Origin of the sequence: Actinophytocola sp. (genome assembly GCF_050699915.1) — a bacterium.
GTDB lineage: Bacteria > Actinomycetota > Actinomycetes > Mycobacteriales > Pseudonocardiaceae > Actinophytocola.
This window is the reverse complement of the sequence record NZ_JBOHGA010000084.1, coordinates 1-25,615: the sequence shown is the minus strand read 5'-3', so window position 1 is coordinate 25,615 and position 25,615 is coordinate 1. Positions and strand designations below refer to the sequence as shown.

Genomic DNA, 25,615 nt, shown 5'->3' with positions numbered 1-25,615 from the left:
GCGCACGGCCGTGCGCGCCGACCCGGGCTGGAAGCTGGTGGTGGCCGACGCCGCCCAGCTCGAGCCGAGGGTGCTCGCCGCGCTGTCCGACGACCGGGAGTTCGCGGCGGTCTCGGCGACGACGGACCTCTACACGTCGCTGGCCGCGGACGCGTTCGAGGGCAAGCGGGACGACGCGAAGCGGGCGATGCTCTCGGCGATGTACGGCGGCACCGCGGGCGGCGCCGGTCCGCTGCTCGCCCGGCTGCGCAAGCGTTTCCCGCGCGCGGTGGACTACGTGGAGCAGGCGGCGCGGGCCGGCGAGGAGGGTCGCGTGGTGCGCTCCCGGCTGGGCCGCACGAGCCCGCCGCCGAGCGAGTCCTGGCGCGCGCTGATGGGCTCGGCCGAGACGGACGCCGGCACCGAGCGCCGGTCCCGCGAGGCGGCCCGGAACTGGGGCCGGTTCACGAGGAACTTCGTCGTGCAGGCGAGCGCGTCGGACTGGGCGCTGACCGTGCTGGCCACGCTGCGCCGCGAGCTGGCCGGCACGGCCGCGCAGCTGGTGTTCTTCCAGCACGACGAGGTTCTGGTGCACTGCCCGGCGGAGCTGGCCGACACGGTGGTGGCGGCGGTGTCCACCGCGGCGGCGGAGGCGAGCCGGCTGGTCTTCGCGGACACCCCGGTCCGCTTCCCCCTGCAGGCGGTCGCGGTCGACTGCTACGCCGACGCGAAGTAGGGCTCCTCAGCTCTGCCGCAGCGTGTCGGGACTCAGTTCCGCGGACGTGCGGTGTCCGGACAGGCCCAGCGTCAGGTCGAGGTCGGCGAGCAGCGATCGCACGGCGTGCCGGACCCCGTCCTGCCCGCCCAGCGCCAGCCCGTACACGAACGGCCGGCCGACCAGCACCGCCTGCGCGCCCAACGCCAGCGCCTTGACGATGTCGGACCCGGTGCGGATGCCGGAGTCGAACAGCACGGCCAGGTCGTCCCCCACGGCCGCGGCGATCTCCGGCAGGACGTCCAGCGACGCGACGGCCCCGTCGACCTGCCGACCGCCGTGGTTGGACACGACGATGCCGTCCATCCCGGCGTCCACGGCGCGGCGGGCGTCGTCGACGTGCTGGATGCCCTTCAGCACGATCGGGCCCTCCCAGTGCTCGCGGAGGAACGGCAGCCGGTCCCACCGCTTGTCGGTGCCGGTGAACGTCGGGATCCAGCGCAGGATCGCCGCGGTCGGGTCCTCCTCCGGCGACTTGTCCAGCCCGGCGCGGAAGGCCGGGTCGGAGAAGGGGATCGCGGTGCCGATGCCGCGGATGAACGGGAGGTAGGCCTGGTCGAGGTCGACCGTGCGCCACGCCAGCGTCCAGGTGTCCAACGTGAGCACCAGTGTGGTGAAGCCGGCCGCCTTCGCGCGGGACAGGATGCTGATCGTCACGTCGTCGTCGTTGGGCCAGTACAGCTGGTACCACCGCTGACCGTCCCCATTGGACCCTTTGTTGGCGGCAGCGACGTCCTCGATCGAGTACGACGACGCGGTGGAGAGGACCATCGGCACGCCGAGCTCGGCCGCCGCCCGCGCCGTCGCCAGCTCCCCGTCCGGGTGGACGATCGACTGCACACCGACCGGCGCCAGCAGCACCGGCGCCGGCATGCTCGTCCCCAGCACGGTCGTGGAGAGGTCCCGCTTGGTGGCGTCGGTCAACATCCGCGGCACGATCCGGCACCGGTCGAACGCCTCGCGGTTCGCCCGCAACGTCGCGCCCGCCCCGGCCCCGCCGGCCACGTACCCGAACGGCCCCGGCTCCATCGTCGCCCGGGCGGCCTCCTCGAGCCGAGACCCGTCGGTGGTGAACATCGGCACCTGGTCGCCGAGTCCCTGCAGGTAGATCTCGTTCTGGTAGCCGCCGAAGCTCGTCATGCGGCGAGTGTCTCTCGGGCGGGGGCCACGGTCAGCCTCGGGGTCCGAACTGCTGGCCGTGCTGCGGGCCGAACGCGGGCGGGTTGCCGTTGGCCGGCGGCGGGTTGCCCTGGGGCGCGAAACCTTGCGGCGGACCACCCTGCGGCGCGGCCGGCTGACCGAACCAACCCGCCGGCTCCTGGCCCGCCGGCGGACCGTACTGCGCACCCACCGGCTGCGGGCCCGGCGGCGTGCCGAACGGCTGCGGGGCGGGCTGGCCGAACCAACCCGCGGGCTGCTGGTCCGCCGGCTGGCCGAACGGCGCCGGCTGACCGAACGGCGGACTCGGCGGCGGCCCGAAGGCCTGCGCCGGCTGCGGGGCCTGACCGAACTGCTGCGGACCGGACGGTGGCCCGAACGCCTGCGCGGGCTGACCGAACTGCTGCGGTCCCGACGGCGGACCGAACGCCTGCGCCGGCTGCGAACCCGAAGGCGGGCCGTAGGCGGGGCCGCCCTGCGGCGGCCCGAACTGTCCGGGCGCACCGAACTCCGCCCCGGCCATGGCCGGCTCGTCCTCGGAGTCCTTGCTCACCGCGACCCTGATGATGAGGATCACCGCGCCCAGCCCGCCGATGCCGAGACCGAGGAGCGGCTGCATCGGCTCCGCCCACATCAGCAGGCGGAACTGCATCGACGTGAAGTGCAGGATCGCCGAACCGAAGCCCAGGAAGGCAAGGAACGTGCCGAAGCGAATCATGATCGTCACCTAGCGAGCGCAGGGTATGGGGCACCGTAACCGACGCAACCTACCCCGACACGGTTCCCGGCCGGAGCACATTAGCCGCTCGCGGCCCAGATCCGCCACAGTCCGAACGAACTGTTCGCAACTGCGACCGCCGCGCACCCCAGCGACACCAACAAAACCGGCGTCGACGCCGAACCCAGTGCCAGCAGGACGGTCCACACGAGCAGCGACAGCACGGACACGCCGAGCAACATCGCGCCGGCCACCACCCGTGGTTCCCGTGTGGACAGTGCGCGCGGCGACACCCGCGCACCCGCCGGCAGCGACAGCCAGCCACGCACCGCGAGCGCCACCACCCACACCACGACACCCAGCCCGACCCACGCCAGCAGCCCGCTCGGCGCCGGCAGCCCGGCGAACAGCAGTACCAGCGTCCCGGCCAACTGCCACGCCGCCGCCCGGCGCACCGCAAGGTGCAGCGCCACCCGCTGCACGCGACCGAACCGCGGCCGGCGCGAGGTCGACGGACGGGGTTTGCGATCGGCACGACGCTCCGGCCGCCGCGCGAGCCGGCCCACCTTCGCGGCCACGTCCTCGTTGCCCGGGTCCAGCCCCAGCGCCGCCCGGTACGCGCGCTCGGCCGCCGGCCAGTCGTGCGCCGCCACCGCCGCGTCGCCCAGCACCTCGTGCGCCCGCGCCTCCTCCGGCGCCAGCGCCACCGCCGCCCGCGCCACCCGAACCGCCTCCGCGGGCGTGTCGTGGACGAGCGCCTCGGCCAGCGTCACCTGGCACCGCCAGTCCACCGCGTCCCGCCGCACCGCCTCGCGCGCGGACACCACCGCCTCCGCGTACCGGCCGAGCTCGAGCAGCGCGAGGCTCGCCAGCCGGTGCCCCCAGGACCGCTCGCCCAGCGTCATCGCCCGCTTCGCCGCGTCCAGCGACTCACTCGGCGCACCGGCGTCCAGGTGCGCCGCGGCGAGCCGGCACCACGCCGCCGAATGCTCCGGGAACTGGGCGAGCGCCGGTCGCAGCACGGCGATCGCCGACTCCGGCCTGCCCTCCGCGGTCAGGCGCGCGGCGTGTACCAACACCGAGTCGATCGAGCCGCTCGGTTCCGCCATGCGCCCTCCCCGCCGGCCTATCCCAGGAGGCTCGCGAGGTCTCCGTCCACGAGCTTCGCCCTGTCCACTCTGACATCGCCGGCCACCAGCGCGGCCAGCGCGTCCACGTCGTCCCACATGTTGACGTTCATGGCCGCCCGCACCTCGTCGCCACGCACCCAGAACGCGACGAACTCGCGGGCGGCCAGGTCGCCCCGCACGACCAGCTCGTCGACCAACGGGTCCGCCACCCCGCGGAACTCCAGGCTCAGGTCGTACTGGTCGGAGAAGAAGTACGGGCTCGCGGTGTAGGGCGCCTCGTCGCCCAGCATGCCGCCGGCCACGTGCGCGCCCTGGTGCTTCGCGTTCGCCCAGTGCTCCACCCGCACCCGCCGGCCGTAGCGCGGATGCAGCTGCGACGCGATGTCGCCTACCGCGAACACGTCCGCCGCAGACGTACGCAGGCACGCGTCGACCTCGACCCCGCCGGTCGATGTCGCGGACGCCAGGTCCAGGCCCGCCGCGTGCGCCAGCTCGACCCTCGGCGCCGCCCCGACCGCGACCACGACGACGTCCGCCGGCAGCTCGCTGCCGTCGTCCAGCATCACGCCGGTCACCCGCCCCTGTTCCTCGCCGGTGAAGCCGAACACGCCGTAGCCCAGCCCCCAGTGCACGCCCTCCGCAGCGTGCAGGTCACGGAACACCTCGGCCATCGTGTCGCCCAGCAACCGGTGCAGCGGCAGCGGGTTCGGCTCCACCACGATCACCTCGCAGCCGCGCCGGCGCGCGGCCGCCGCCACCTCGCAGCCGATCCACCCGGCGCCGACGATCACCACCCGGCGGCCCTCGACCAGCTCCGCCCGCAGCGCCCGCGAGTCGTCCAGGGTGCGCAGCAGGTGCAGGCCGGGCAGGTGCACACCCGTCATCACCGGTCGCCGCGGCTGGGACCCCGTCGCGAGCAGCAGCCGGTCGAACGGGAGCTCCGTGCCGTCCGCCGTCACGACCTCGTGGGTGTCCAGCCGCACCCCCTCGACCACGGTGGACAGGCGCAGCTCGATGTCCCGCTCGGCGTAGGTCGCCTCGTCGTGCACCCAGGCCGGCTCTTCCGTCTCGCCGAGCAGGAGACCCTTCGACAGCGCGGGCAGCTCGTAGGGCCGGTGCTCCTCCTGACCCAGCACCACCAGCTGTCCGGAGTAGCCCTTGTCTCGCAGCGCGCCCGCGGCCGTGGCGCCGGCGAGCCCGGCACCGACGATCACGATGCGACGGGGTTCGACCATGTGCGATCAAGCCTTCCGAGAAATCGTAGAAACAGCGTCACGCTCGCGTCCCACGGGCGTCATTCTGTTGAGCATCGCCAGCGAGCGAGACAGCCGCAACGGCCGGAGGAATGGAAAGTGGGTAACCACAAGGAGTGGTCCATCGTCTGTCGCGACGTCGCCGGCCGGCGACGCGATCTGACCGTGTTCGTCCGGCAGGGACGGGTGGTGCTGGTGGCGCCCCCGGGCGAGACCGCGGTGCTCGCGCCCCTGGACGTCGGGCGGCTGCGGGCCGCCCTCCGCGACGCCGTCCTCGACGCCTCCAAGGAAGGCGACTGACCAGCGGTCACACACCCGGCCAGCTGTGCACCGGCTCGTTGGTGTGCATGTGGGTGGCGTAGCGCCGGGTCATCTCGCGCAGCGCCTGCTCGCGGTTGACCGACGTCGTCTGCTCCAGCGAGTGGACCGTGTCCACCTGCCACGTCGCCCCGTTGCGTCCGCTGATGCAGCGCTGCTCGATCACGCCCAGCAGCCGGTCCCGGTCCGCCGGGGCCACGCCCCACGCGTCCAGCCCCTCGTGCGCCAGCGGCAGCAGCCGGCGCAGCACCAGCTCGGTCACCGGGACCTCGCCGATGCCCGGCCAGTAGATCCGCGCGCCGATGCCGTCCTTCGCCGCCGTGTGGAAGTTCTCCTCCGCCGCCGAGAAGCTCATCTGGCTCCACAGTGGACGGTCCTGGTCGGCGAGCGCGCGGACCAGCCCGAAGTACAGCGCCGCGTTCGCCATCACGTCCACCACCGTCGGCCCCGCCGGCAGCACCCGGTTCTCCACCCGCAGGTGCGGGCTGCCCGCGACCACGTCGTAGATCGGCCGGTTCCAGCGGTAGATCGTCCCGTTGTGCAGCCGCAGCTCACCCAGCTGAGGGGTCTTTCCGCGCGCCAGCACCTCCGCCGGGTCCTCGTCGTCGCACAGCGGGAGCAGCGCCGAGTAGTAGCGCACGTTCTCCTCGAACAGGTCGAAGATCGACGTGATCCAGCGGTCGCCGAACCACACCCGCGGCCGCACGCCCTGCGCCTTCAGCTCGTCCGGGCGGGTGTCCGTGGCCTGCTCGAACAGCACGATCCGGCTCTCCGCCCACAGCTGCTTGCCATACAGGTACGGGGAGTTCGCGCCGAGCGCCACCTGCACGCCCGCGATCACCTGGCTCGCGTTCCAGAACTGCGCGAACATCTCCGGCGCCACCTGCAGGTGGTACTGCACGCTCGTGCACGCGCTCTCCGGGGCGATCGTGTCGGCCTGGGTGACCAGCCGCTCCGCCCCCGAGATGTTGATCTCCAGGTCCTCGCCGCGGGCCGCGAAGATCTGCTCCTCCAGCAGCTTGTAGCGGTGGTTCGCGGACAGCGTCTCCGCGTTCATGTGCTCGTGCCGCAGCGTCGGCAGGATGCCGATCATCACGATGTGCGAGTCGATCGAGGTCGCCTTGCCCTCCGCCGCGTTCAGGCTCGCCCGCACGCTCTCCTCGAACCCCGTCAACCCGTCCGGCCCGAGCTCCCGCGGCGGCAGGTTGATCTCGATGTTGAACCGGCCCAGCTCCGTCTGGAAGGCCGGGTCCGCGATCGCGTCCAGCACGTCCGCGTTGCGCATCGCCGGGTCGCCCGCCTCGTCGACGAGGTTCAGCTCGACCTCGAGCCCCGACATCGGGCGATCGGCGTCGAACCGCGACTCGGCCAGCATCTGCGCGAACACGTCAAGACACTGTCGGACCTTCTGGCGGAACCGTTGCCGGTCCGCACGCGTGAACTCGGTCCGCTCGACATCCTTGCCCATCGGCCTCGCCTCCGGTTCCGAGATCAATCCAGCCTACCCGGGCTAAGCTCCCTCGCGTGACGGACAATCTGGTGTGGATCGACTGCGAGATGACGGGTCTCGACCTGGGCAAGGACGCCCTGATCGAGATCGCCGTCCTCGTGACCGACTCGGAGCTCAACATCCTCGACGACGGGGTCGACGTCGTCATCCACGCCGACGACGACACCCTCGACGCCATGCCCGACGTCGTCCGCGAGATGCACGCCAAGTCCGGGCTCACCGACGCCGTGCGCGTCTCCACGGTCAGCCTCGCCGAGGCCGAGAAGCAGGTCCTCGACTACGTGCGCCAACACATCCCCGAGGCACGCACCGCGCCGCTGTGCGGCAACTCCATCGCCACCGACCGCGGCTTCATCGCCCGCGACATGCCCGCGCTCGACGCCCACCTGCACTACCGGATGGTGGACGTCTCGTCGATCAAGGAGCTGTGCCGCCGCTGGTACCCGCGGATCTACTACGCGCAGCCCGACAAGGGCCTCGCCCACCGCGCGCTCGCCGACATCCGCGAGTCCATCCGCGAGCTCATCTACTACCGCGGCACCGCGTTCGTGCCGGCTCCCGGCCCCACCAGCGAGCAGGCCAAGGCCGTCGCCGACGCCGTGCTCGGCGCCGACCAACCCATGGAGCCGTAACCGATTGCCGAGCCGCAGGGGCGGCACGTTACGATGGTGCGCGCCGCCGCGCTCACGGGCGGCAATGGTGGGTGTAGCTCAGCTGGTAGAGCACCTGGTTGTGGTCCAGGAAGTCGCGGGTTCAAGTCCCGTCACTCACCCTCGGCTACCCGTGTTCGGTGCTTTTGGGCACCTTCCCCGGGTCGGGTTTCGTCATCGGCTCTGGGGGCCGAGCCCCCAGACCCCCACGTTGCGATCGTCTCTTGACCCAGCGTGGTTGCGGTGATCATCATCTTTGTGGTTGCGTGATCATCATCTCGTTTCCGGCGTGGGGGCCGGTGTCGATCAACTCCTTGACCAGCGTGGTCGAGTGATCATCTTCGGGCGCTGGTCGGTGCTCTTGCGTAACGATTCTTCTTCGTTCTCGTTCTTCTTTGTGTGCAAAAAACCGCAGGCCGACACGCTTGTGTCGGCCTGCGGTTTGTACGCCGCCAGGGACTCGAACCCCGAACCCGCTGGTTAAGAGCCAGCTGCTCTGCCAGTTGAGCTAGCGGCGCGTGCGGAGGAGCGTCTCCCACGCGACGGCGAAACCGTAGCACGGGCGCTTCGGTGGGACTCAACCGGATTGGGTCGAGGGGATCTGACGGTCCGTGTTCGGGCCGTTGCGGGCGTCCGGCACAATACAGGGAGATCAGCATCAGGCGCGGAGCCGATCGGGACGGGGTTCACATGGCGGGAAGGGCTGGGGGCGTGCCGCGGAGTCGGCTCGTCGTCGCGGCGGTACTCGGGTTCGTCGTGCTGGTGGCGGGGGCGTGCACCAGCACGGCCGCCGACACCAAGCCGGATCGCAAGCAGGACGACGACCGCAGCACCACCAAGTCCACGCCGCCGCCCGAACCCGTCAAGATGATGATCACGCCCAAGAACAAGGCCGCCAACGTCGCACCGGGCGACCCGGTCACGGTCGCGGCCATCGGCGGCAAGCTCACCAAGGTCGTGCTCACCAACGACAACGGCGAGCCCGTCAGGGGCAAGCTGTCCCCCGACGCCACCACCTGGCAGGTCGCCGAGCCGCTCGGCTACGGGCGCATCTACAGCGCGACCGCGACCGGCGTCGGCGAGGACGGCAGACCAACCACGCTGAAGTCCTCCTTCTCGACCGTCGAGCCGCGGCTGCGCGCCGACCTGTCGATGAACCCGCAGGCCGGCCAGACCGTGGGCGTCGGCCAGCCGCTCGCGTTCTACTTCGACGTCGACATCGCCGACAAGGCCGCCGCCCAGAAGGCCCTCCAGATCACCACGAGCCCGTCGGTCGCCGGCGCCTTCTACTGGTTCAGCGACAGCGAGGTGCACTGGCGGCCGCAGACGTACTGGCCGGCCGGCACCAAGGTGTCGATCAAGGCGGCCATCTACGGCAAGAACTTCGGCGACGGCGTCTACGGCAACGAGGACCGCACCGCGAACATCACCATCGGCGACTCGGTCGTGGCAGTCGCCGACGGCCAGACGCACCAGATGACCGTCAAGGTCAACGGCAAGCAGGTCCGCAAGGTCCCGATCTCGATGGGCAAGCCCGGCCACGAGACGCCCTACGGCACCTACGTGGTGATGAGCGAGCACACCAACTACACGATGGACTCGAGCACCTACGGCGTGCCGGCCGACGCCCCCGACGGCTACCGGACCACGGTCCAGATCGCGAGCCGCGTCTCCAACAGCGGCATCTTCTACCACTCGGCACCGTGGTCGATCGGCGACCAGGGCCAGCGCAACGTCAGCCACGGCTGCATCAACATGTCCACCGAGAACGCCGCCTGGCTGCAGAGCATCTCCAACAAGGGCGACGTCTTCGTGGTCCGGCGCAGCGGCGGCGCGAAGCTCGAGTCGTGGGACGGCCTCGGCGACTGGCAGATTCCGTGGAAGGTCTGGGCCAAGGGCGGTCAGCGCTAGGTCTCAGCCAGGGCGGTCGGCGCCCGGCCACGGGCCGGGTGGCTCCGGCGGCAGTGTCACGGTCTCCCGATCGGTGCGGTACACCCGCAGGCCGCGCGCCTCGTAGTTCGCGAGCGCGGCCGGGCCGTCCGTCGTGCACGTGTGGACCCAGACCCGCCGGGTCGGTGGCAGGTCGGGCCAGCGGTCGGCCAGCGTCCACGCCCGGCGGATCGCCTCGGTGAGCAGGTGGCCGCCGAGGCCGCGGCCGACGAAGTCCGGCAGCAGCCCGAAGTAGGCGAGCTCGACCGCGCCGTCGGCCGGGTCGAGCTCGACGTAGCCCGCCGGCGTGCCGCGGTCCAGCGCCAGCCAGGTCTCCACACCCGGTCGGGACAACCAGTCGCGCCACCGCGGCCAGGTCCACCCGAGACGGTCCCCCCAGTACCAGTCGCCGCCCACCGCCGTGTACAGGTAGCGGTTCAGCTCCGGGCTCACCACCTCGGCCCGCGTCACCGGCACGGGCACCGCCGCGGCCGGTCGCAGCCACGCCGGCTCCAGCATCTCCAGGTACCAGGTCGTGATCTCCACCCCGCCACCCTCGCACGGCGCGGCCGGTCACTCAGTGGCCGGTCTTCTCCTGGTGGCCGGGCACCGACCGCAGCCAGCCGAGCAGCTCTCGGACCTCGGGGCTCAGGTTCCGCTCGCCGAGGACGACGGTGTTGTGGCGGCCGCCGTCCTCGACGGTGATCTCGTAGGACTGGACGTCGGGCAGGCCGGAGGAGTCGTCGACCGACCGAAGGTCGAACAGTTGGGCGCCGTCGACCTTCGCGCGCAACGTCTCCGCGTCGGCCGGCGCGAGCTCCGCCGCGTCGGCCGACGTGGTCCTGAGCAGGCCGGCGAACCCGCCGCCCTGGACGACCGAGATCTTCAGAGAACCCCGACCTCCTCCCACGCGCTGCGCACGGTCTTCGCCACGTCCTGGTCATCACCGTACAGCGCCGCGGCCGATGCGACCGTCGCCTCGGCGGCGTCCTTGAACTGCGAGTTCGGCCGCAGCTTGTTCGCAAGAGCGTCGTACCAGATCGGGCCGGCCTTCTTCCAGGAGTGGTCACCCAACCGAGTGGCCGCGACGTAGAACGCCTTGTTCGGGATGCCCGAGTTGATGTGCACGCCGCCGTGGTCGTTGCGCGGGTTGTTGTCGTCGGGGAGGTCGACGTAGTCGCGCATGTGGCCCGGCTGCGGGTCGCCCTCGAAGGCCTTGCCCGGCTCCTTCATCGACCGCAGCGCCACGCCCTTCAACTCGGTGCCGAGGATGCCCTCGCCGACCAGCCAGTCCGCCTCACTCGCCTTCTCGTTGGCCGCCCACTGCTTGACGACGGAGCCGAGCGCGTCGGCGAACGACTCGTTCAGCGCGCCGGACTGCTTGCTGTAGCGCAGGCCCGCGGTGAACTGCACGACGCCGTGGGTGAGCTCGTGCGCGACGACGCTGAGGTCGCGGGTCAGGCTGCCCTTGGCGAGGATCCGCCCGCTGCCGTCGCCGTAGACCATCTGCGCGCCGTCCCAGAACGCGTTGTCGAAGTCGCGGTCGAAGTGCACGGACGAGACGAGCTCCATGCCCTCGGCGTCGATGCTGTCGCGCTGCAGGACCTCGGAGTAGAAGTCGCGCGTCTTGCCGGCGTTGTCGAACGCCTGGTTCACCGCCTCGTCGGCGACCGGCCCGTCGCCCGTGCCGCGGGCCCGGGTGCCGGGCAGGTCGTCCCAACTGCCGTTCTTCACGTCGTAGACCGTGTTCTTGTCGCCGGCGGGGGTGAGCTCGCCGAGCCGGGCGCCCTGTACGCCGAGCAGTTGCACCATCTGGGTGAACGCGACCCGCTGTGTACGCAGCGAAGCCGAGGCGGCGGCCGTGTTCAGGGCGGCCTCGCGAAGGTCGGAGTTCCGGTCGGCGGCATCCAGCAGGACGACCTGCGGAAGGATGTAGCACGCGTGTCGATAGGTCATTGAAAATCCACCTCACTTGCGGCTGTTCCCCGACCCTCCTGTGAACAGTCGTCGCCCACCGTGATTCGTTAGGCCGATCGCTGTGGAATACCCCGTTCGGGTGTGTCGAGTTCCGACGTCACGGATCGTCCTCGGCTCGTACGCATCTCTCGCATCTCTCGAACGGAAGGCAGCTGATGGACACGATGGAGTCGTACCGGCGCGCGCAGGACACCTTCGACGCGGTGCTCGCCGCCGTGCCCGCCGACGGGTGGGACCGCCCGTCCGCGTGTGCGGAGTGGTCGGTTCGCGACGTGGCCGGGCACGTGATCTGGGGCCAGCGCCAGCTGCGGGCCTGGGCGACCGGCGCCGAGCTCGCCGACAGGTCCGGCGCGCCAGGGGCACCGCACCCGCGCGGGCTCGCGAGCGACGACCCGGTGGCGACCTGGCGCACCGCGCGGGCCGAGGCGCTCGCGACGCTCGACGACGAGTCGCTCGCCCGGCTGGTCACGCTGCCCGGGCTCGGCGAGGTCCCGGTCGCGGGGCTGCTCCCGCTGCTCGTCACGGACCAGCTCGCGCACGCGTGGGACATCGGCCACGGGCTCGGCATGGACGTTCGGTTCGCGGCCGAGCTCGTCCCGGTCGCGTTCGCGTGGTCGCGGCAGAACGCCGTGCGCCAGCCGGGTTTCTTCGGCGCGGAGCTCACCCCGCCCGCGGGCGCCGACGAGCAGACCGCGCTGCTCGCGTTCCTCGGCCGGGCCGCGTGGCAGCCGGTGCCGGCCTGACGAACGGCGGTGCGGGAGGGGCCAACCCTCCCGCACCTAGCCGGCCCGCAGGCCGGCCTCGAGACTGCGCAGCGCGGCCCCGACCGCGGCCGCCGTGGTGATCTCGAAGATCGCGTCTTCGCCGTGGCCGGCGCGCAGCCGCTCGACGTCGGCGTCGGTGATCCGGTCCGGGCTGTCGCGGACCGCGGCCGCGTAGGTCCGCCACGGCTCGGCGAGCGGGCCGCCGGTGCCCGCGGCCGCCCGGTCCGCCGCGGACGTCACCCCGGGGCCGTCGAACACCGCGTGGCGCAGGTTCTCGACCCGGTCGCCCGCGACGAGGCGGCGTCCGATGAGGAGGCGAGGCATCCGGTAGCCGACCCGGTGCAGCGCCCGGGTGCCGGCCCGCAGCTGTCCCTCGCGCAGCTCGAAGCCGAACGCGAGGCCCAGCCGGTTCACGATGTTCCAGACCAGGTTGACGTGCAGCGCCTCGCGCAGCACCCGCTTCGGCAGGTCCGGCGCCGGCCCCACCCGGTCCGGCTCGAACGACACGACCGCGAGGAAGTCCGCCGCGGCGACCAGCTCGGGGCGCGCCGCGACGGGATCGTCGGCGTCGAGCTCCCCGTGCGAGGCGATGCGGGTCAGCTCGGTGTGCGTGTCGACGCAGAACGGCAGGCGGAACCGTCGCGCGGTGTCGGCGGCGAGGAACTCGCGCTCACCGGCTGTCCAGTAAGACGGGCCGCGCATGGCGTGGGCGGTGAGGTCGAGCATCGGCCGGCCGAAGAACTCGGGGCGGTACAACAACATCGTGACGACGTCCGGCATGTCCACACCGGACAGACGGCGGACCGCGGCGAGGAACAGGCGAACCCGGCGGCGGTGCCCGCGGTCGAGGACGGTGAGCCTCATGACGCGTCCAGGGCCAGCAGCCGGCCGGCGAGGAAGCGGCGGTCCTCGGGACTCGTGGCCAGCTCGTGTGCGCGCCGGTACGCGGCCGCCGCCTCGTCCGCCCGGCCCAGGCGGCGCAGCAGGTCCGCCCGGGTCGCGTACAGCAGGTGGTAGCGCTCGATCCCCTCGATCCCGTCCACCAGCGCGAGGCCGGCCGCCGGCCCGTCGGCCATCGCGACGGCCACCGCGTGGTTCAGGGCCACCACCGGCGACGGCGACACCGCGAGCAGCTCGGCGTACAGCGCGGCGATGGCCGTCCAGTCGGTGAGCTCGGTGCTCGGTGCGCGCGCGTGCAGGGCGGCGATCGCGGCCTGCAGCTGGTACGGACCGGGCATGCCGAACCGCAGCGCGCGGTCGAGCAGTCGCACGCCTTCGGCGATCTCGCCGCGGTCCCACCGGTCGCGGTCCTGGTCCTCCAGGAGCACGACGTCGCCGGACTCCGAGCGGCGGGCGGCGCTGCGCGAGTCGTGCAGCAGCATCAGCGCGACCAGGCCGGACGCCTCCGGCTCGTCGGGCATCAGGCTCGCGATCAGCTTGCCCAGCCGGATCGCCTCCTGCCGCAGCTCGGCGCCGTGGGTGGTGTAGCCCTGGGTGAAGATCAGGTAGACGACCGCGAGCACGCCCGCCAGCCGCTCGGGCAGCAGGTGGTCGGCGGGCACGTCCAGGCTGATCCGGGCGTCGCGGATCTTGCGCTTGGCCCGCACCAGGCGCTGCGCCAGCGTCGCCTCGGCGGTGAGGAACGCGCGCCCGATCTGCCCGGCGGTCAACCCGACGACGGCCTGCAGCGTGAGCGCCACCCGCGCCTCCATCGCCAGCGCGGGGTGGCAGCAGGTGAAGATCAGGCTCAGCCGCTCGTCGCCCACGCCGGCGAGGCGGCTCTCCGCGAAGTCGGTCATAGTCGTTCCCTGCGAGGTCTCCGGCACCGGTTCCCGCTCGCGGGCCAGCTTCGCCCGCCGCAGCCGGTCGAAGGCCCGGTTGCGCGCCACCGTGAGCAGCCACGCGACCGGGTCGTCCGGAACACCGTCCGGCCAGCGGCGCAACGCGATCGCGCAGGCGTCCTGGAGGGCGTCCTCGGCCAGCTCGAAGTCGCCGAGCGCGCGGACGAGGGCGGCGAGCATCCGCGCCCGGTGCTCGCGGAAGACCCGCTCGACAGTGAGCCTGGAGCCGGGCGCGGTCATTCCCGAACGAAGGCCGCGGACGGCGTGTGGTCGAGCCCCGGCACGCTCGCGAGCGGCCGCACCTCGAGGCCGCCGAGCTCCGCGAACGGGCAGATGGCGGCGAGCTCCAGCACCTCGTCGAGGGTGTCGCAGTCGAAGATGTAGTAGCCGCCGAGGTGCTCGTGCGTCTCGGCGAACGGCCCGTCCGTGATCAGCGTGCGCCCCTCCCGCACCCGCACGGTGGTGGCGGTGCTCTCCGGCTGCAGCGGGTCCCCGGCCACCAACACCCCGCGCCGCCGGCACTCGTCGGCGAACGCGTTGATCCGGTCGAGCGCCTCGGTGAACCCCGGGTCGCCCGGCTCCGGCCGGTCGCAGTTGTAGATCAGCATCATGTACTTCATCCGAACCTCCTCTGCAGAGGATGACGAACCACCGACCCGGAACTCGACAGCAGGCTACTGTGGAGTTCAGAGCGATGGGCAACCTGCGAATTCGACGAGCCCGCCCAACGGACCGCGAGGTCCTCATCCGGGAGCTTGGCCAGCGGCGGTTCTTCGACGACCGGATCTCCAGACAGAAGCGGGGCCTCGGCATGCTGCTGACGGCATGGCGCGGCTCCCGCCCCATCGGGGTGCTCTACCTCTGGCTCGAGGACGCCGAGGAGCCGGAGCTGCGCCGGCACATCCTGGGCACGCCGATCCTGAACCACCTGGAGATCCACCCCGACTACCGCGGCGGCGGCACGGGCACGAAGCTGATCAAGGGCGCCGAGCGGCGGCTGCGGATGCTGGGCTTCGACCAGGTGGCACTGGCGGTCGAGACCACCAACCGGCGCGCCGCGCGGTTGTACGCGCGTCTCGGGTACCGGGAGTGGCCGCACTCGACGGTCCGGTGCTACTCACTCACCGACGGCGACAGCCAGGGGGCCGTCGAGATCTGCTGGATCATGGTCAAGCCGCTCCACGGGGAGGGACAGGTGGAACCGCTTCAGCTCCAGTGAGCAGAGCAACCCGCGGACCGCGGCCAGCGTGCGTCGGTTCCGGTGTTCCTTGCGCTTCTTGACCACCAGGGACCGGTGCATCTCCCCCAGGTGCCGACGCCAGGTGAAACGGTCCTGCCGCCACGCCTCGACGTACCGGCCGCACCAGCGCGGCGTGATGAGCTCGCTGCGCCCGCGGGCCGCGTCCAGTGACGTGAGCATCCGGGCGCGCCGGTCGGAGATTGGCAGCTGCCCAACCATCTCGGCCGTCTTCGCGATGAAGCCGCGACGCCGGGCGATGAAGTCCACCCAGTGAGCCTCGTCGGCGTCGCCGATCGTGCGGCCCTGGTCCAGCAGCCAGAACAGACCCTCGGCCAGGGTGTCGCCGAACTCCTCCAGCCGCGCCCGGTCCTCGTGGGCGAACGGGTCGTACTGCTTCTGCACCGCCGTGCCGGTCAGCGTCGTGGCCTGCAGGCCGTCGTCGTCGAGGAGGAAGAACCAGTCCTCGTTGTAGATGTTGGGGAAGAACGAGGTCGTCGCGTTCACCGCGACCGCGAGCGCGCCGCCGCCGACGAACACGTCCTGCTTGCCGCCCGCCTCCCGGTAGGCGTGGCAGACCACCGAGTTGTCCGGCATGCCCTCGATCTTCAGCCCGACGCCCGCGTAGTAGCTGGTCAGACCGGCCGCGTCGCGCAGGTCCAGCGGCTCGGGCACGGTGATGTCGTCGTCGAGGAAGACGACCTTGTTCCAGCCGATGAGCCGCGCGAGGAGCAGCCCGAGGTTGCGTTTCGCGCTGGTGTCGGTCTTCCGCGCGAACTTGGTGCCCTTGAGCAGCTCGCAGGTCCGGAACGCCGGCACGACACCCTCCGGCAGCTTGCCGGCGTCGATGGCGATCAGCTTGACGCCCTTGGCCTCGGGCATGGCGGCGACCGCTGCCGCCGAGGACCACTTGCTGCACAACGCCATCAGCGTGCAGTTGAGCTTGCCGGCCAGCTCCATCGCCTGTCGCATCGCGGCCGCGTTTCGACCGGTCGGCACGATGATCGCGTCCACGTCCATCGGGTACGGCGTCGACGGCGTCGACAGCAGTTGCCGGTGGGAACCGTGGTGCAGGCGCGTGTGCGTGCGCCAGTGGTCCAGCTGGTTCGTCACACCGCTCACACCGGCCATTCGTGGAGTAGGTCCTCGGAGCTGGTGCTCCAGTCGGGGGTGACCGCCGCGCCGAGGAACACCTTCACTCGGCAGACGATGCTGAACGTGCCTTCGTCGGGGAACCGCCGGTGCAGGAACTTCTCGTTCCGGCGGCGGAACCGCACGTCGGTGAGCGCGCGGACCGCGCCCAGGGTGCCACGCTGGTACATGCCGTTGCAGATGGTGACCGTGCGCTTGTCGTTGAGCGGGCTCGGCCCGCGGTAGATATGCGCGACGTCCTCGATGAGGTACTCCCGGCCGTCCTCCCGGCGCAGCGTCGGGGAGAACTTGATCTTCTCGCCGTCCGCTTCCACGACGAAGCCGCCCGGCTCGTCGTCGCTCTCCCGGGCGATCTGGGTGACCGGCACGTCCAGGCGGTGGAGCAGCTCGGCCGTGATCGAGTTCCAGTCGACGCCGCCGAGCAGCACCAGGTGGCTCGTGAAGTCGTCCGGCAGAACCTCCGCGGGCGTGCGGACCCGGACTTGGCTCAGCGGGTTGGCCGCGCGGATGTGGCCGTGGAGCTCGAGCAGCGCGTCCAGGTCGCCGAACCGGTACAGGTCCACGTAGTCGGGGGCATCCGAATCGGAGTACGGCATCGACTCGAGACGGTCCTGGGGCAGCGCGGAGCACACGATGGTGATGTCCTGATCGGGCGGGAAGCGCCAGTGGCTGCCGGCGAACGGGTCGTCGGCGACTCCCGGACCCGGCTCGTGGCCCTGGGCCCCTTCCCGAAGGCTGGTGAGCTCTCGGAACAGATCGGCGTGGCGAGCGCGTTCCTCGCTCGTCAGCTGGGACTTCGACAGCACACGGAACGGGGCCTGCGCCACTGATCGTTCCGTGGCGAAGAACCTAGCGTAGGCATCGAGGCGAGCGCGCGGTGGGGACTTGGGATGGGTCTGGCTCTCCCACGAGGAGATCAACGGGACGCTGGCGCCCAGCGCCGCTGCTAACTCCCCCTGCGTGAGCGGCCGGTCCGGCCACGCCTCGGTGCGCAGCGACCTGAGCCGGCGCGCGAGGCGATGAGCTGGATCTTCAGCTGTGTTCACTACCACCACGTCCTTCAGCGGAACTTCAGTTCAGCTGCTGAACTGCAAAGTATACAGGCGGCGGACTCCGGACTGACTGGGGCATCGCTGGACGTCATCGCAGCGCTACGCACGGGTTGAGATGGACACGCTGTTGTCGCCCATTCGTGTTCCTACACCGCCTTCTGCATCTTGCCACAGCGACACGCCGCCCGTAGGCTGAAGTTCCTCGAGAAATTTGCCAGAGTTCAGTGAACTTAAACTGAAATTCTGACAAAGGACTGGAGTCGCCATGAGCGCAGTATCCGTCCTGCCCTGTCAGCGAACGATCGTGGCCATCGACATCGAAGGGTCCACGACGCGGAACAACTCGGCCAAGGGCATGCTCCGCAACGACATGTACGACCTGTTCGAGGCGGCGCTGCTCGATTCCGAGATCACCGAGGACCTTCGCGAGCCCTACCTCGACCGAGGGGACGGGGCCATCGTGTTCATCCGCCCCGTCGACCAGGCGCCCCGTACGCGCCTGCTCAACCAGTTCATCCCGAAGCTGAGCGACCTGCTCACCCAGCACGCGATCCGCAACCCGAGGCACCGGTTCCGGCTGCGGGCCGCCATCCACTCCGGCGACGTCCACTTCGACCGCCGCGGGGCGTTCGGGGAGGACATCGACGTGACCGTCAGGCTGCTCGACTCCCCGGAGCTCAAGACCAGGCTCCAGCAGACCGACGCCCCGCTGGTGCTGGTCGTCTCCGAGCACATCTACCGGTCGGTGATCCGTCACGGCTACGACGGCATCGACGACCGGACGTTCGAGCCGCTGGTCCATCTCCGGGTCGGCGGTCAGCCCTACCGCGGCTGGGTCCAGGTGCCGGCCGAGACACGCGTCATCGACGCCGCCATCCCACTGCGAGTCTCCTGAGCGCCGGCCGGGCCCGGCCGCTCGGGACAGCTCAGGGCAGCGGGACCCGGGGTGCGGGAGTGAACCGCACCGGGAGGCTCGCCGGGCAGCGGGTCCAGGGTGACGGCAGCACGGTCACCTCGTCGGGTGGGATCGCCAGGGCCACGTCGGGCAGCTGGTGCAGTGCGGTGTCCACGGCGATGCGGGTGATCATCCGGCCCGGCCGCTGCGCCGGACAGGCGTGCGGCCCGGCACTCCAGGCCAGGTGCGCCCGGTTGCCGGTCTCCAGCCACGGGTCGTCGGTGTGCACCCGCGGGTCGGCGTTCGCGGCGGCCACCCCGAGGATGAGCGCGTCGCCCCGCTGCACGGGCTGGCCACCAAGCTCGCAGTCGACCAGGGCGTACCGCGCCGGCATGTTGGGCATCGGCGGTTCCCGCCACAACACCTCGTCGAGAGCGTCGTCCAAGCCGAGCCGGCCGCCGCGCAGCTGCCCGGCGAACCGCGGGTCGGACAGCATCAGCCGCAGCGTGTGCGCGATCCAGTTCGTGGTCGCCTCGTAGCCCGCGGCCATCATCAGCACCGTCGCCTCGGCGATCTGGAGGTCGCCCTGCAGGCTCGGGTGGCGCAGGAAAAGCGACATGAGGTCCTCGGCGGGCGCGGCGCGCCGGGAGTTGATCGTCTCGCCGACGATCCGCTCCACCTCCATGCCCGCCGCCTGCTGGTCCGCGACCGTGCTGAACATCGCGATCAGTGCCATGCGCAACGCGTGCCGGTGCTCGGGGCCCACGCCGAAGAGGCTGGCCACGGTCAGGATCGACACGACGGCGGCGTAGTCGGAGATGAGGTCGGCGCTGCCCTGGTCGGCGAAGCTGCGGATCTGCTCGGCGCACGTCGCCCGGACGAGCCGGGACAGCCGGTGCTCGTCGACGCTCGCGAGCGCGTCCTCGATCGGGGCGCGCAGGCGGCGGTGCCGGTCGCCGTCGGCGAAGAACGCGCTGTCGCGCGGGAGCATCATGGCGCCGATGCTGGCGTCGGGCGGCACGGCGCCCTCCCGCAGCAGCCGCCAGTTGTTGGAGTCGGAGGAGAAGACCTGCTCGTTGCGCACCACCTGGCAGATCTCGTGATGGCCCATGACGAGCCAGGCGGGCACGTCCGGCGCGAGCTCGATGGGCGCGACCAGGCCCCACCTGTCCTGCAGTGCCCGGTAGGCGGCCTGCGGGTCCGTGGTCCCCGTCGTGGCCGTCAGCGGCGTCAAGTCGGTCATTTCCATCAGCCGGCGACGATGCGTGGTGGGCATTATGCGTTTGCCTTCGGGGTGTCGGTGAACCGGAGCGCGTGTTCGACGAGCGTGATCAGTGCGGCGGCCGAGGAGTCCCGCTGGCGGGCGTCGCAGGCCACGAGCGGGGTGTCCGGCAGCAGGTCCAGCGCCTCGCGCAGCTGGTCGGGCCGGTACTGCGGGGCGCCGGGGAACTGGTTGACCACGACGGCGAACGGCATCGAGGTCCGCATCTCGAGCTGGTCGAGCACCTCGAAGCTGTCCTCGAGCCGGCGCGTGTCGACGATGACCAGCACGCCCACCGCGCCCTCGGCGAGCCCTTCCCACAGGTCCCAGAACCGCCGCTGCCCGGGCGTGCCGAACAGGTACAGCACGACGTCCGGGCTGACCGTGATGCGACCGAAGTCCATCGCGACGGTGGTGGTGGTCTTGCCGTCCAGTCCGGCGAGCGAGTCGACCCCGACGCTCGCAGTGGTCATCGTCTCCTCGGTGCGCAGCGGCGCGATCTCGCTGACCGACCCGATCATCGTGGTCTTGCCGACCCCGAAGGCGCCGACGACGAGGATCTTGACCGACTGGGCCACCGTGGGCGAGACGTACCGCTCGGGGGTGGTCGGCTCAGAGCTTGCGGAGACCATTGAGCACCTTCTCCAGCAGATCGTGGTCGGGCCGCGCGAACTTGGGCAGTGCGGAACGGATCGCGAGGTGGCCGGAGTCGACCAGGTCGGAGGCCAGCACCACCACCAGGCTCACCGGCAGGTGCAGGTGCGCCGAGGCCTCGGCGAGCGACAGCACGCCCCGGCACATGTCGAGCAGGTCCCGCTGCTGGCGGCTCGCGGTCACCGGGGGTGCCGTGTCGGGGTCGACGACGAGCAGCGTCTCCGGCCGGATCGTGTTGCGTGACGGGTGGGCGCGGCCGGCCGTCATGACGTACGGCCGCACCGGATTGTCGCGGTATTCCTCCACCCGCTCAGCCCGTGCGGGTCGGTGTGCCGAGGGTCCGCTCGCCGATCACCAGCACCTGCGCCTGCATCTGCTGGGCGACCAGCGCGGGGTCGATTGCCGGCTCGGTCACCACGGCCAGCCGCGAGCCGTCGCCGGCGCCGCGCACGAACAGGAACCCGCCCTCGAACTCGACCATCACCTGGCGCGGCCCGATGCCCGTGCCGAACTCCTTGCTGATTCCGTGGCCCAGCGAGGTCAGGCCCGCGCAGGCGGCCGCGAGCTTGTCGGCGACGTCGAGCGGAGTGTGGTCGGTGCGGACCTTGAGCAGGCCGTCCGAGGTCAGCACCACGACGTGCCGGACGCCGCGGACCGATCTGATCAACTCCAGCATCCAGCTGTTGTCGCCGGACTGGGTCGTCATCGCTGTTCCTCCCTGGACTCGTCGGCGTCGGCGTAGTGCACGTGGTCGCGGCGGTCGGGCTCCGTTAAGTCGCCCGCGGTGGACAGGAAGGCGCCCATCCACTGACCGGCCTGCTCGGCGGTCTGCACGGGCTCGGGGTCGCGCTCAGCCGGCCAGTCCACAGTGGACGCACGGCGGGCCTCGGCGCGACGGGAGCGGCGACGTGGCAGGGCGGGCAGCTCGCCGGAGCTCGCCGCCGGCACCACCGGGTCCTCGGCGAGCACCGGCTCCAGCTCAGGGGCCGGCTCCGGCTGTGGTTCCGGCTGTGGCTCCGGGGCCGCCCGGCGCTCGGAACGTCGGGTGAGCGCGTGGCCGCCGGTGGAGACGAGCCCACCCGGCGCGACCGGCTCGGTCAGCTCGGCCGGCACCAGCACGATCGCGCGCAGCCCGCCGTACACCGACTCGGTGATGTCGACCCGGAAGCCGTGCCGGCGCACGTACGCGCCCACGACGGGCAGGCCCGTCTGCGGGATCTGGCCGAGGTCGGCCAGCCCGACCGGTCGCCGGCCCGACGCGATCTCGCGGACCTGGTCCAGCCGGCTGTCGTCCAGCCCGACCCCGCCGTCGTCGATCTCGATGACCGCGCCGCGCTGGACGTGGCGCAGCGAGACGAGGACCTGCGTGGTGGGCGGCGAGGACTGGGTGGCGTTGGCCAGCAGCTCGGCGATCACGTGGATCAGCGGCTCGACCACGCGTGCGGAGACGGCCACGCCCGGGTCGCCGGACACCTCGACCCGCTGGTAAGCGGTGATCCGGCCGGCCGCGGCGCGCACGGTGTCGGCGAGCGGGAGGGCCTGGTGCCACTGCTGGCCCGGCGCCTCCCCGCACAGCGCGGCGAGACTCTGGGCGTTGCGGGCCTGCTGGGCGGCCGCGTGGTCGACGCGCATGCTGGTGTGCAGGACGTCCGCGTCGGTCGGGTGCCGCTGCACCATCCGCGCGGCCTCTTCCTGGATGCGGTGCGCGGAGGCCTGGACCTTGCGGCCGAGCGAGACGACGGCCGCCTGGACCGCCTCGTGTCCGGCGCGCTGGTCCTCGCGTACCCGGCCGAGCTGGGCGACGGCGCGGCCGAGCAGGTCGGCGGTGACCGCGTCGCCGGCCGCGTCGGGCAGCGGTGGCGGGGTGGCGCCGTTCGTCACCGCGGGCAGCTGCTGGTCCACGAGGTTCTCGAGCACGACCCGGCGCGTCTCGGCCAGCCCGGCCAGGTCGTGGTTCTCCCCATCGAGGTGGTGCAGCTCGTCGAGGTGGTCGCGGCCGGACCGCGTGGCCAGCACGACACCGGTGGCCGCGAGCCCGACGGCGGCGATGCCGAGGACGATCCACAACACCACCCACGTGGCGCCGTCGGGCGTGCCACGCAGGAAGAACGGCGAGGCGAGGACGTAAGCGGCGACGGCGCCGACACACAGCCAGGGGCCCGTATTCCGGTGCCGGGGCGACACCGGCGAGGAAGCTGTCATGATCACCTGTTGCCAAGATCAGGAGGGGACGAAACGAACGGGTGCGGCCCGGAGAAGAGGTGGTTCATCGACGGCGCCCGCGTCCCCGCACGGAAGGTCAACGCTCCTCCTCTCGGAGTAGGCGCCTCCCCCAACGGTGCCACTCCTCACCGTGTGCATTTCTCCGAATGCAGCAAGGTACCGAGGCTATCGGAAGGGTCAAGCCGCTCCGTAAGCGCGTTCATTCAATCGGGTAACCCCCGGTCAGGCGGTTGCGCGGGGCCAAAGCCGCCCTCAGTAGAGCCCGATCATGCCTCGGTCGGCGTGCCGCAGACGGCCTAGGCTGGTGAGGTGCCAGAGGGCGACACCGTGTACGCGACAGCCCGCAGGCTGACCGAGGCCCTCGGTGGCAGCACGCTCGTCAAGGGCGAGCTACGACATCCGCGGCTCTCGACCGTCGATCTCGCCGGCCGCGTCCTCCTGCGGGCGATCTCCGTCGGCAAGCACCTCTTCCTGCGGTTCGACGACGAACTGAGCCTGCACTGCCATCTCGGCATGGACGGCTCCTGGCGCGTCTACAACCGCCGCCCGCCGATCAACCACCGGGTCAGGGCAGTGCTCGCGACCCAGGAGCGGTACGCGCTCGGCACCTCGTTGGTCGAGATGGCCCTCGTCGCCACCGCCGACGAGAAGCGGCTGGTGGGCCATCTCGGTCCCGACCTGCTTGCCGCGGACTGGTCGGACTCCACCCGGTCCGAGGCCGTGCGACGCCTGACCGCCGACCCCACTCGGGAGGTGGGTGCGGCCCTGCTCGACCAGCGCCTGATGGCCGGCGTCGGCAACGTCTACAAGGCCGAGCTGTGCTTCCTGCTCGGCGTGTCACCGTGGTCCCCGGTGTCGGCCGTGGACCCGGACGAGGCGGTGAACCTCGCTCGGAAGCTGTTGCTGCGCAACGCGTCGCGCCCGGTCCGCAACACCACCGGCGATCCCCGGCGTGGCCGCGAGACCTGGGTGTACGGCCGGCAGCGCACCGGCTGCCTGCGCTGTGGCGGCCGGGTCGCGGTGGCCGACCAGGGCGAGGCCGGCCGTGAGCGAGTCACCTACTTCTGTCCCACCTGCCAGCCAGGACCGCACCCCTGACAGCCACCTGGGAATTTTCTTCACCGAATGGGCCTGCAGTTCGGTAGTCGGCACCGGTTAGCGTCCGAGTGGAATCGCCACATCGGCTCTCCACACCCTGCTGCCGGAGGCTTTCATGTACAGACGACTCGCCGTCGGACTGATGTCCGTCGTCCTCGGTGGCGCCGCGGTTCTGACCGCCGCGCCCGCCCAGGCCGCCCAGCCTGTCCAGGTCCAGAACGTCACGCTCGCCAGCACCATCGCACTCAGCAACTGCTCGGCCTCGCTCGTCCGGTTCCCGAACTCCGCCGACGCCGACCGCGCGATGATGTTGACCAACGGCCACTGCTACGAGGGCGGGATGCCCGGTGCGGGCCAGGTGCTCGTGAACCGGCCGAGCTCCCGGTCGGGCACGTTGCTCGACGCGTCCGGCAACTCGCTCGGCACGCTCCGGGCAGACCTGGCGCTCTACGCCACGATGACCGGCACCGACGTCACGCTCTACCGGTTGACCAGCACCTACGACGCGATCCGCAGCTCGACCGGCGCGACGGCGTTGACCATCGCGGCCGGTCATCCGGCCGACGGCAGCGCCATCGGCATCCCGTCCGGGTACTGGGAGCAGGTGTGGAACTGCCAGGTCAACGGTTTCGTTCACACGATGCGCGAAGCCCAGTGGACCTGGCAGGACTCGATTCGCTACGACTCCGCCTGCGACACCATCCCCGGCACGTCGGGGTCGCCGGTCGTGGACGTCGCCAGCAACCAGATCGTCGGCATCAACAACACCGGCAACGAGAACGGCGGGACCTGCACGTTGAACAACCCGTGTGAGGTCGACGAGAACGGCAACGTCACGGTGCACCCGGGGCAGAGCTACGGCCAGCAGACCTACTGGTTCACCACCTGTCTCGACGCCAACAACGCACTCGACCTGAGCACGCCGGGCTGCCTGCTGGCCAAGCCGGCGGCCGCGGTCGCGGCACTCAACTGACCGTGCGCCCTGCCCGCCGCACCGCAGGCCGGTGCGGCGGGCGGAGCGCAGATGTCCTGAGTGGACGATCCGGCTGAGCTTACGAGACCCTGATGTCGCGCTCACCGGCCGTTCACGGCTGTCGCCCAGGCTGTGTGGCCATGTCGCCCACACCGGACCAACGCGTGCCGGCCGGTCGCGGCCGGCGCCCGACCGTGACCGGCTTCCTGCTCGGCGCGGCGTCCACCGGGCTGTTCGTCGGCGCCCTCGCCACCCGCGAGGGCTTCGTCGTCGGCCTGGCGCTGCTCTTCGTGATCTTCGTTCCGCTGGAGAAGATCTTCGCGCTTCGACCGCAGCGGGTGCTTCGTCGCGGGTGGCGTACCGACATGGTCCATCTCGCGGTGAACTCGTTGCTGGTGACCGCGGTCGTGTTCGTGCTGGTGGGCTCGCTCGGCGGTGTGCTCAGGACGGTCATGCCCGACGCCGTCACCGCCGCGGTGCGGGGGCAGCCCGCGTGGGCGCAGATCGTGGCAGTGCTGGTGTTGGGGCACCTGGGCGGCTACTGGGGGCACCGGCTGGCGCATCGGGTGCCGGTGTTGTGGCGGTTCCACAAGGTGCACCACAGCATCCGCGAGATGGACTGGCTGGCGGCGGGCCGGCTGCATCCGATCGACCAGGGGTTCATCCGTACCTGTGCGGTGCTGCCGGCCTTCGTGCTCGGGTTCGGCGAGGTGGGCCTGGGCGGCTACGTGCTGGTCACGACACTGCACGCGATCTTGCTGCACGCCAACGTGCGCTTCACCTTCGGCCCACTGCGGTGGATCATCGCCTCTCCGGAGTACCACCACTGGCACCACGCCGACCAGCCGGAGCACTACGACAAGAACTTCAGCGAGCTCCCGCTGCTCGACATGCTGTTCGGAACCGCGCACATGACGTGGCGTCGACACCCTCGCCGCTACGGTCTCGACGAGGAGCCGCCCACCGGATATCTGCGCCAGCTCGTCTGGCCGTTCCGCCAGGCTTCGCTCTAGGCTTCGACGACCATGGCCAGGGACTTGGGCATCGACGCCGCCGGCAACCGGGCCG

At 71.3% G+C, this 25,615-nt stretch carries 28 protein-coding genes and 2 tRNA genes; 11 read left to right on the top strand and 19 right to left on the bottom strand.

Annotated features, from left to right (window positions below; genetic code table 11):
• Window positions 1–715, top strand: a 715-nt coding sequence (locus tag ACRDSK_RS17015; protein WP_431442019.1) for a DNA polymerase, incomplete at its 5' end; no start/stop codon positions are given.
• 6 nt (window positions 716–721) lie between these two features.
• Here the strand turns inward: ACRDSK_RS17015 and ACRDSK_RS17010 are convergent.
• The 4 genes from ACRDSK_RS17010 to ACRDSK_RS16995 all read right to left on the bottom strand — a co-directional run bounded on the left by ACRDSK_RS17010 (window position 722) and on the right by ACRDSK_RS16995 (window position 4,995).
• Entirely contained in the window at window positions 722–1,894 is a 1,173-nt protein-coding gene (locus ACRDSK_RS17010; RefSeq protein WP_431442018.1) for a lactate 2-monooxygenase, read from the bottom strand.
• A gap of 31 nt (window positions 1,895–1,925) precedes the next feature.
• A complete protein-coding gene (locus tag ACRDSK_RS17005) occupies window positions 1,926–2,639 on the bottom strand; it encodes a hypothetical protein (RefSeq protein ID WP_431442017.1) in 714 nt (237 codons plus the stop codon).
• 71 nt (window positions 2,640–2,710) lie between these two features.
• Entirely contained in the window at window positions 2,711–3,739 is a 1,029-nt protein-coding gene (locus ACRDSK_RS17000) for a tetratricopeptide repeat protein (RefSeq protein WP_431442016.1), read from the bottom strand.
• Between the two features lie 17 nt (window positions 3,740–3,756).
• The gene (locus ACRDSK_RS16995; protein WP_431442015.1) at window positions 3,757–4,995 is read right to left on the bottom strand and encodes an NAD(P)/FAD-dependent oxidoreductase; all 1,239 of its coding nucleotides are present in this window, start codon (window positions 4,993–4,995) and stop codon (window positions 3,757–3,759) included.
• A gap of 117 nt (window positions 4,996–5,112) precedes the next feature.
• Here ACRDSK_RS16995 and ACRDSK_RS16990 point away from each other — a divergent pair, with 117 nt between their 5' ends.
• Window positions 5,113–5,313 carry a hypothetical protein gene (locus ACRDSK_RS16990; RefSeq protein WP_431442014.1) on the top strand — a complete coding sequence of 67 codons (201 nt, stop codon included), beginning with the start codon at window positions 5,113–5,115 and terminating at the stop codon, window positions 5,311–5,313.
• A 7-nt stretch (window positions 5,314–5,320) separates the two neighbouring features.
• Here the strand turns inward: ACRDSK_RS16990 and ACRDSK_RS16985 are convergent, their stop codons facing one another.
• Window positions 5,321–6,799 (bottom strand): glutamate-cysteine ligase family protein, encoded by a 1,479-nt coding sequence (locus ACRDSK_RS16985; RefSeq protein WP_431442013.1) that lies wholly within the window; start codon window positions 6,797–6,799, stop codon window positions 5,321–5,323.
• A gap of 56 nt (window positions 6,800–6,855) precedes the next feature.
• Between ACRDSK_RS16985 and orn the strand changes: the two genes are divergently transcribed.
• Together orn and ACRDSK_RS16975 are read left to right on the top strand one after the other, a co-directional pair.
• Window positions 6,856–7,473 carry an oligoribonuclease gene (gene orn, locus ACRDSK_RS16980; protein WP_431442012.1) on the top strand — a complete coding sequence of 206 codons (618 nt, stop codon included), beginning with the start codon at window positions 6,856–6,858 and terminating at the stop codon, window positions 7,471–7,473.
• A 67-nt stretch (window positions 7,474–7,540) separates the two neighbouring features.
• Window positions 7,541–7,613, top strand: a tRNA-His gene (locus ACRDSK_RS16975).
• A gap of 323 nt (window positions 7,614–7,936) precedes the next feature.
• Here the strand turns inward: ACRDSK_RS16975 and ACRDSK_RS16970 are convergent.
• A tRNA-Lys gene (locus ACRDSK_RS16970) sits at window positions 7,937–8,009 on the bottom strand.
• Window positions 8,010–8,202: 193 nt separating this feature from the next.
• Between ACRDSK_RS16970 and ACRDSK_RS16965 the strand changes: the two genes are divergently transcribed.
• A complete protein-coding gene (locus tag ACRDSK_RS16965; protein ID WP_431442011.1) occupies window positions 8,203–9,402 on the top strand; it encodes a L,D-transpeptidase in 1,200 nt (399 codons plus the stop codon).
• 3 nt (window positions 9,403–9,405) lie between these two features.
• Here ACRDSK_RS16965 and ACRDSK_RS16960 read toward each other — a convergent pair whose 3' ends face one another.
• From ACRDSK_RS16960 to ACRDSK_RS16950, 3 genes are read right to left on the bottom strand one after another with little or no spacing between them, the layout of a single operon-like run.
• On the bottom strand, window positions 9,406–9,966 hold the full coding sequence (locus tag ACRDSK_RS16960; protein WP_431442010.1) for a GNAT family N-acetyltransferase: 561 nt from the start codon (window positions 9,964–9,966) through the stop codon (window positions 9,406–9,408).
• 31 nt (window positions 9,967–9,997) lie between these two features.
• Complete coding sequence (locus ACRDSK_RS16955) at window positions 9,998–10,330, bottom strand: protealysin inhibitor emfourin (RefSeq protein ID WP_431442009.1); 333 nt, start codon at window positions 10,328–10,330, stop codon at window positions 9,998–10,000.
• The gene (locus ACRDSK_RS16950) at window positions 10,306–11,376 is read right to left on the bottom strand and encodes a M4 family metallopeptidase (protein ID WP_431442008.1); all 1,071 of its coding nucleotides are present in this window, start codon (window positions 11,374–11,376) and stop codon (window positions 10,306–10,308) included. The genes ACRDSK_RS16955 and ACRDSK_RS16950 overlap by 25 nt, the downstream gene beginning before the upstream one ends.
• Window positions 11,377–11,552: 176 nt before the next feature.
• On the opposite strand from ACRDSK_RS16950, the gene ACRDSK_RS16945 reads away from it, so the two are divergent.
• Window positions 11,553–12,140, top strand: a complete 588-nt coding sequence (locus ACRDSK_RS16945; RefSeq protein WP_431442007.1) for a TIGR03086 family metal-binding protein — start codon at window positions 11,553–11,555, stop codon at window positions 12,138–12,140.
• 36 nt (window positions 12,141–12,176) lie between these two features.
• Here the strand turns inward: ACRDSK_RS16945 and ACRDSK_RS16940 are convergent, their stop codons facing one another.
• From ACRDSK_RS16940 to ACRDSK_RS16930, 3 genes are read right to left on the bottom strand one after another with little or no spacing between them, the layout of a single operon-like run.
• Window positions 12,177–13,025, bottom strand: a complete 849-nt coding sequence (locus tag ACRDSK_RS16940) for a hypothetical protein (protein WP_431442006.1) — start codon at window positions 13,023–13,025, stop codon at window positions 12,177–12,179.
• Window positions 13,022–14,242, bottom strand: coding sequence for an RNA polymerase sigma factor (locus ACRDSK_RS16935; RefSeq protein ID WP_431442005.1), 1,221 nt, complete (start codon window positions 14,240–14,242; stop codon window positions 13,022–13,024). Before ACRDSK_RS16935 ends, ACRDSK_RS16940 begins: the two co-directional genes overlap by 4 nt.
• Window positions 14,239–14,622 (bottom strand): YciI family protein, encoded by a 384-nt coding sequence (locus ACRDSK_RS16930; RefSeq protein WP_431442004.1) that lies wholly within the window; start codon window positions 14,620–14,622, stop codon window positions 14,239–14,241. Before ACRDSK_RS16930 ends, ACRDSK_RS16935 begins: the two co-directional genes overlap by 4 nt.
• A gap of 59 nt (window positions 14,623–14,681) precedes the next feature.
• On the opposite strand from ACRDSK_RS16930, the gene ACRDSK_RS16925 reads away from it, so the two are divergent.
• Window positions 14,682–15,221: a GNAT family N-acetyltransferase gene (locus ACRDSK_RS16925; RefSeq protein ID WP_431442003.1), complete on the top strand. Its 540-nt coding sequence runs from the start codon at window positions 14,682–14,684 to the stop codon at window positions 15,219–15,221.
• Here ACRDSK_RS16925 and ACRDSK_RS16920 read toward each other — a convergent pair.
• Together ACRDSK_RS16920 and ACRDSK_RS16915 are read right to left on the bottom strand one after the other, a co-directional pair.
• The gene (locus ACRDSK_RS16920; RefSeq protein WP_431442002.1) at window positions 15,120–16,352 is read right to left on the bottom strand and encodes a hypothetical protein; all 1,233 of its coding nucleotides are present in this window, start codon (window positions 16,350–16,352) and stop codon (window positions 15,120–15,122) included. The genes ACRDSK_RS16925 and ACRDSK_RS16920 overlap by 102 nt on opposite strands.
• 5 nt (window positions 16,353–16,357) lie before the next feature.
• The gene (locus tag ACRDSK_RS16915; protein WP_431442001.1) at window positions 16,358–17,218 is read right to left on the bottom strand and encodes an XRE family transcriptional regulator; all 861 of its coding nucleotides are present in this window, start codon (window positions 17,216–17,218) and stop codon (window positions 16,358–16,360) included.
• Window positions 17,219–17,708: 490 nt separating this feature from the next.
• On the opposite strand from ACRDSK_RS16915, the gene ACRDSK_RS16910 reads away from it, so the two are divergent.
• Window positions 17,709–18,338 (top strand): hypothetical protein, encoded by a 630-nt coding sequence (locus ACRDSK_RS16910; RefSeq protein ID WP_431442000.1) that lies wholly within the window; start codon window positions 17,709–17,711, stop codon window positions 18,336–18,338.
• 31 nt (window positions 18,339–18,369) lie between these two features.
• Here the strand turns inward: ACRDSK_RS16910 and ACRDSK_RS16905 are convergent, their stop codons facing one another.
• From ACRDSK_RS16905 to ACRDSK_RS16885, 5 genes are read right to left on the bottom strand one after another with little or no spacing between them, the layout of a single operon-like run.
• Window positions 18,370–19,581 (bottom strand): cytochrome P450, encoded by a 1,212-nt coding sequence (locus tag ACRDSK_RS16905; RefSeq protein WP_431441999.1) that lies wholly within the window; start codon window positions 19,579–19,581, stop codon window positions 18,370–18,372.
• A gap of 32 nt (window positions 19,582–19,613) precedes the next feature.
• Window positions 19,614–20,231 carry a GTP-binding protein gene (locus ACRDSK_RS16900; RefSeq protein ID WP_431441998.1) on the bottom strand — a complete coding sequence of 206 codons (618 nt, stop codon included), beginning with the start codon at window positions 20,229–20,231 and terminating at the stop codon, window positions 19,614–19,616.
• Window positions 20,212–20,520 carry a DUF742 domain-containing protein gene (locus ACRDSK_RS16895; protein WP_431442020.1) on the bottom strand — a complete coding sequence of 103 codons (309 nt, stop codon included), beginning with the start codon at window positions 20,518–20,520 and terminating at the stop codon, window positions 20,212–20,214. The genes ACRDSK_RS16900 and ACRDSK_RS16895 overlap by 20 nt, the downstream gene beginning before the upstream one ends.
• Before the next feature lie 43 nt (window positions 20,521–20,563).
• Complete coding sequence (locus ACRDSK_RS16890; RefSeq protein WP_431441997.1) at window positions 20,564–20,959, bottom strand: roadblock/LC7 domain-containing protein; 396 nt, start codon at window positions 20,957–20,959, stop codon at window positions 20,564–20,566.
• Window positions 20,956–22,455 (bottom strand): ATP-binding protein, encoded by a 1,500-nt coding sequence (locus ACRDSK_RS16885; protein WP_431441996.1) that lies wholly within the window; start codon window positions 22,453–22,455, stop codon window positions 20,956–20,958. Before ACRDSK_RS16885 ends, ACRDSK_RS16890 begins: the two co-directional genes overlap by 4 nt.
• Before the next feature lie 330 nt (window positions 22,456–22,785).
• Here ACRDSK_RS16885 and ACRDSK_RS16880 point away from each other — a divergent pair, with 330 nt between their 5' ends.
• From ACRDSK_RS16880 to ACRDSK_RS16870, 3 genes are all read left to right on the top strand, one after another.
• A complete protein-coding gene (locus ACRDSK_RS16880) occupies window positions 22,786–23,574 on the top strand; it encodes a DNA-formamidopyrimidine glycosylase family protein (RefSeq protein WP_431441995.1) in 789 nt (262 codons plus the stop codon).
• 115 nt (window positions 23,575–23,689) lie between these two features.
• Window positions 23,690–24,547, top strand: coding sequence for a S1 family peptidase (locus tag ACRDSK_RS16875; RefSeq protein WP_431441994.1), 858 nt, complete (start codon window positions 23,690–23,692; stop codon window positions 24,545–24,547).
• Window positions 24,548–24,687: 140 nt separating this feature from the next.
• A complete protein-coding gene (locus ACRDSK_RS16870; protein WP_431441993.1) occupies window positions 24,688–25,560 on the top strand; it encodes a sterol desaturase family protein in 873 nt (290 codons plus the stop codon).
• Window positions 25,561–25,615 lie beyond the last annotated feature (55 nt).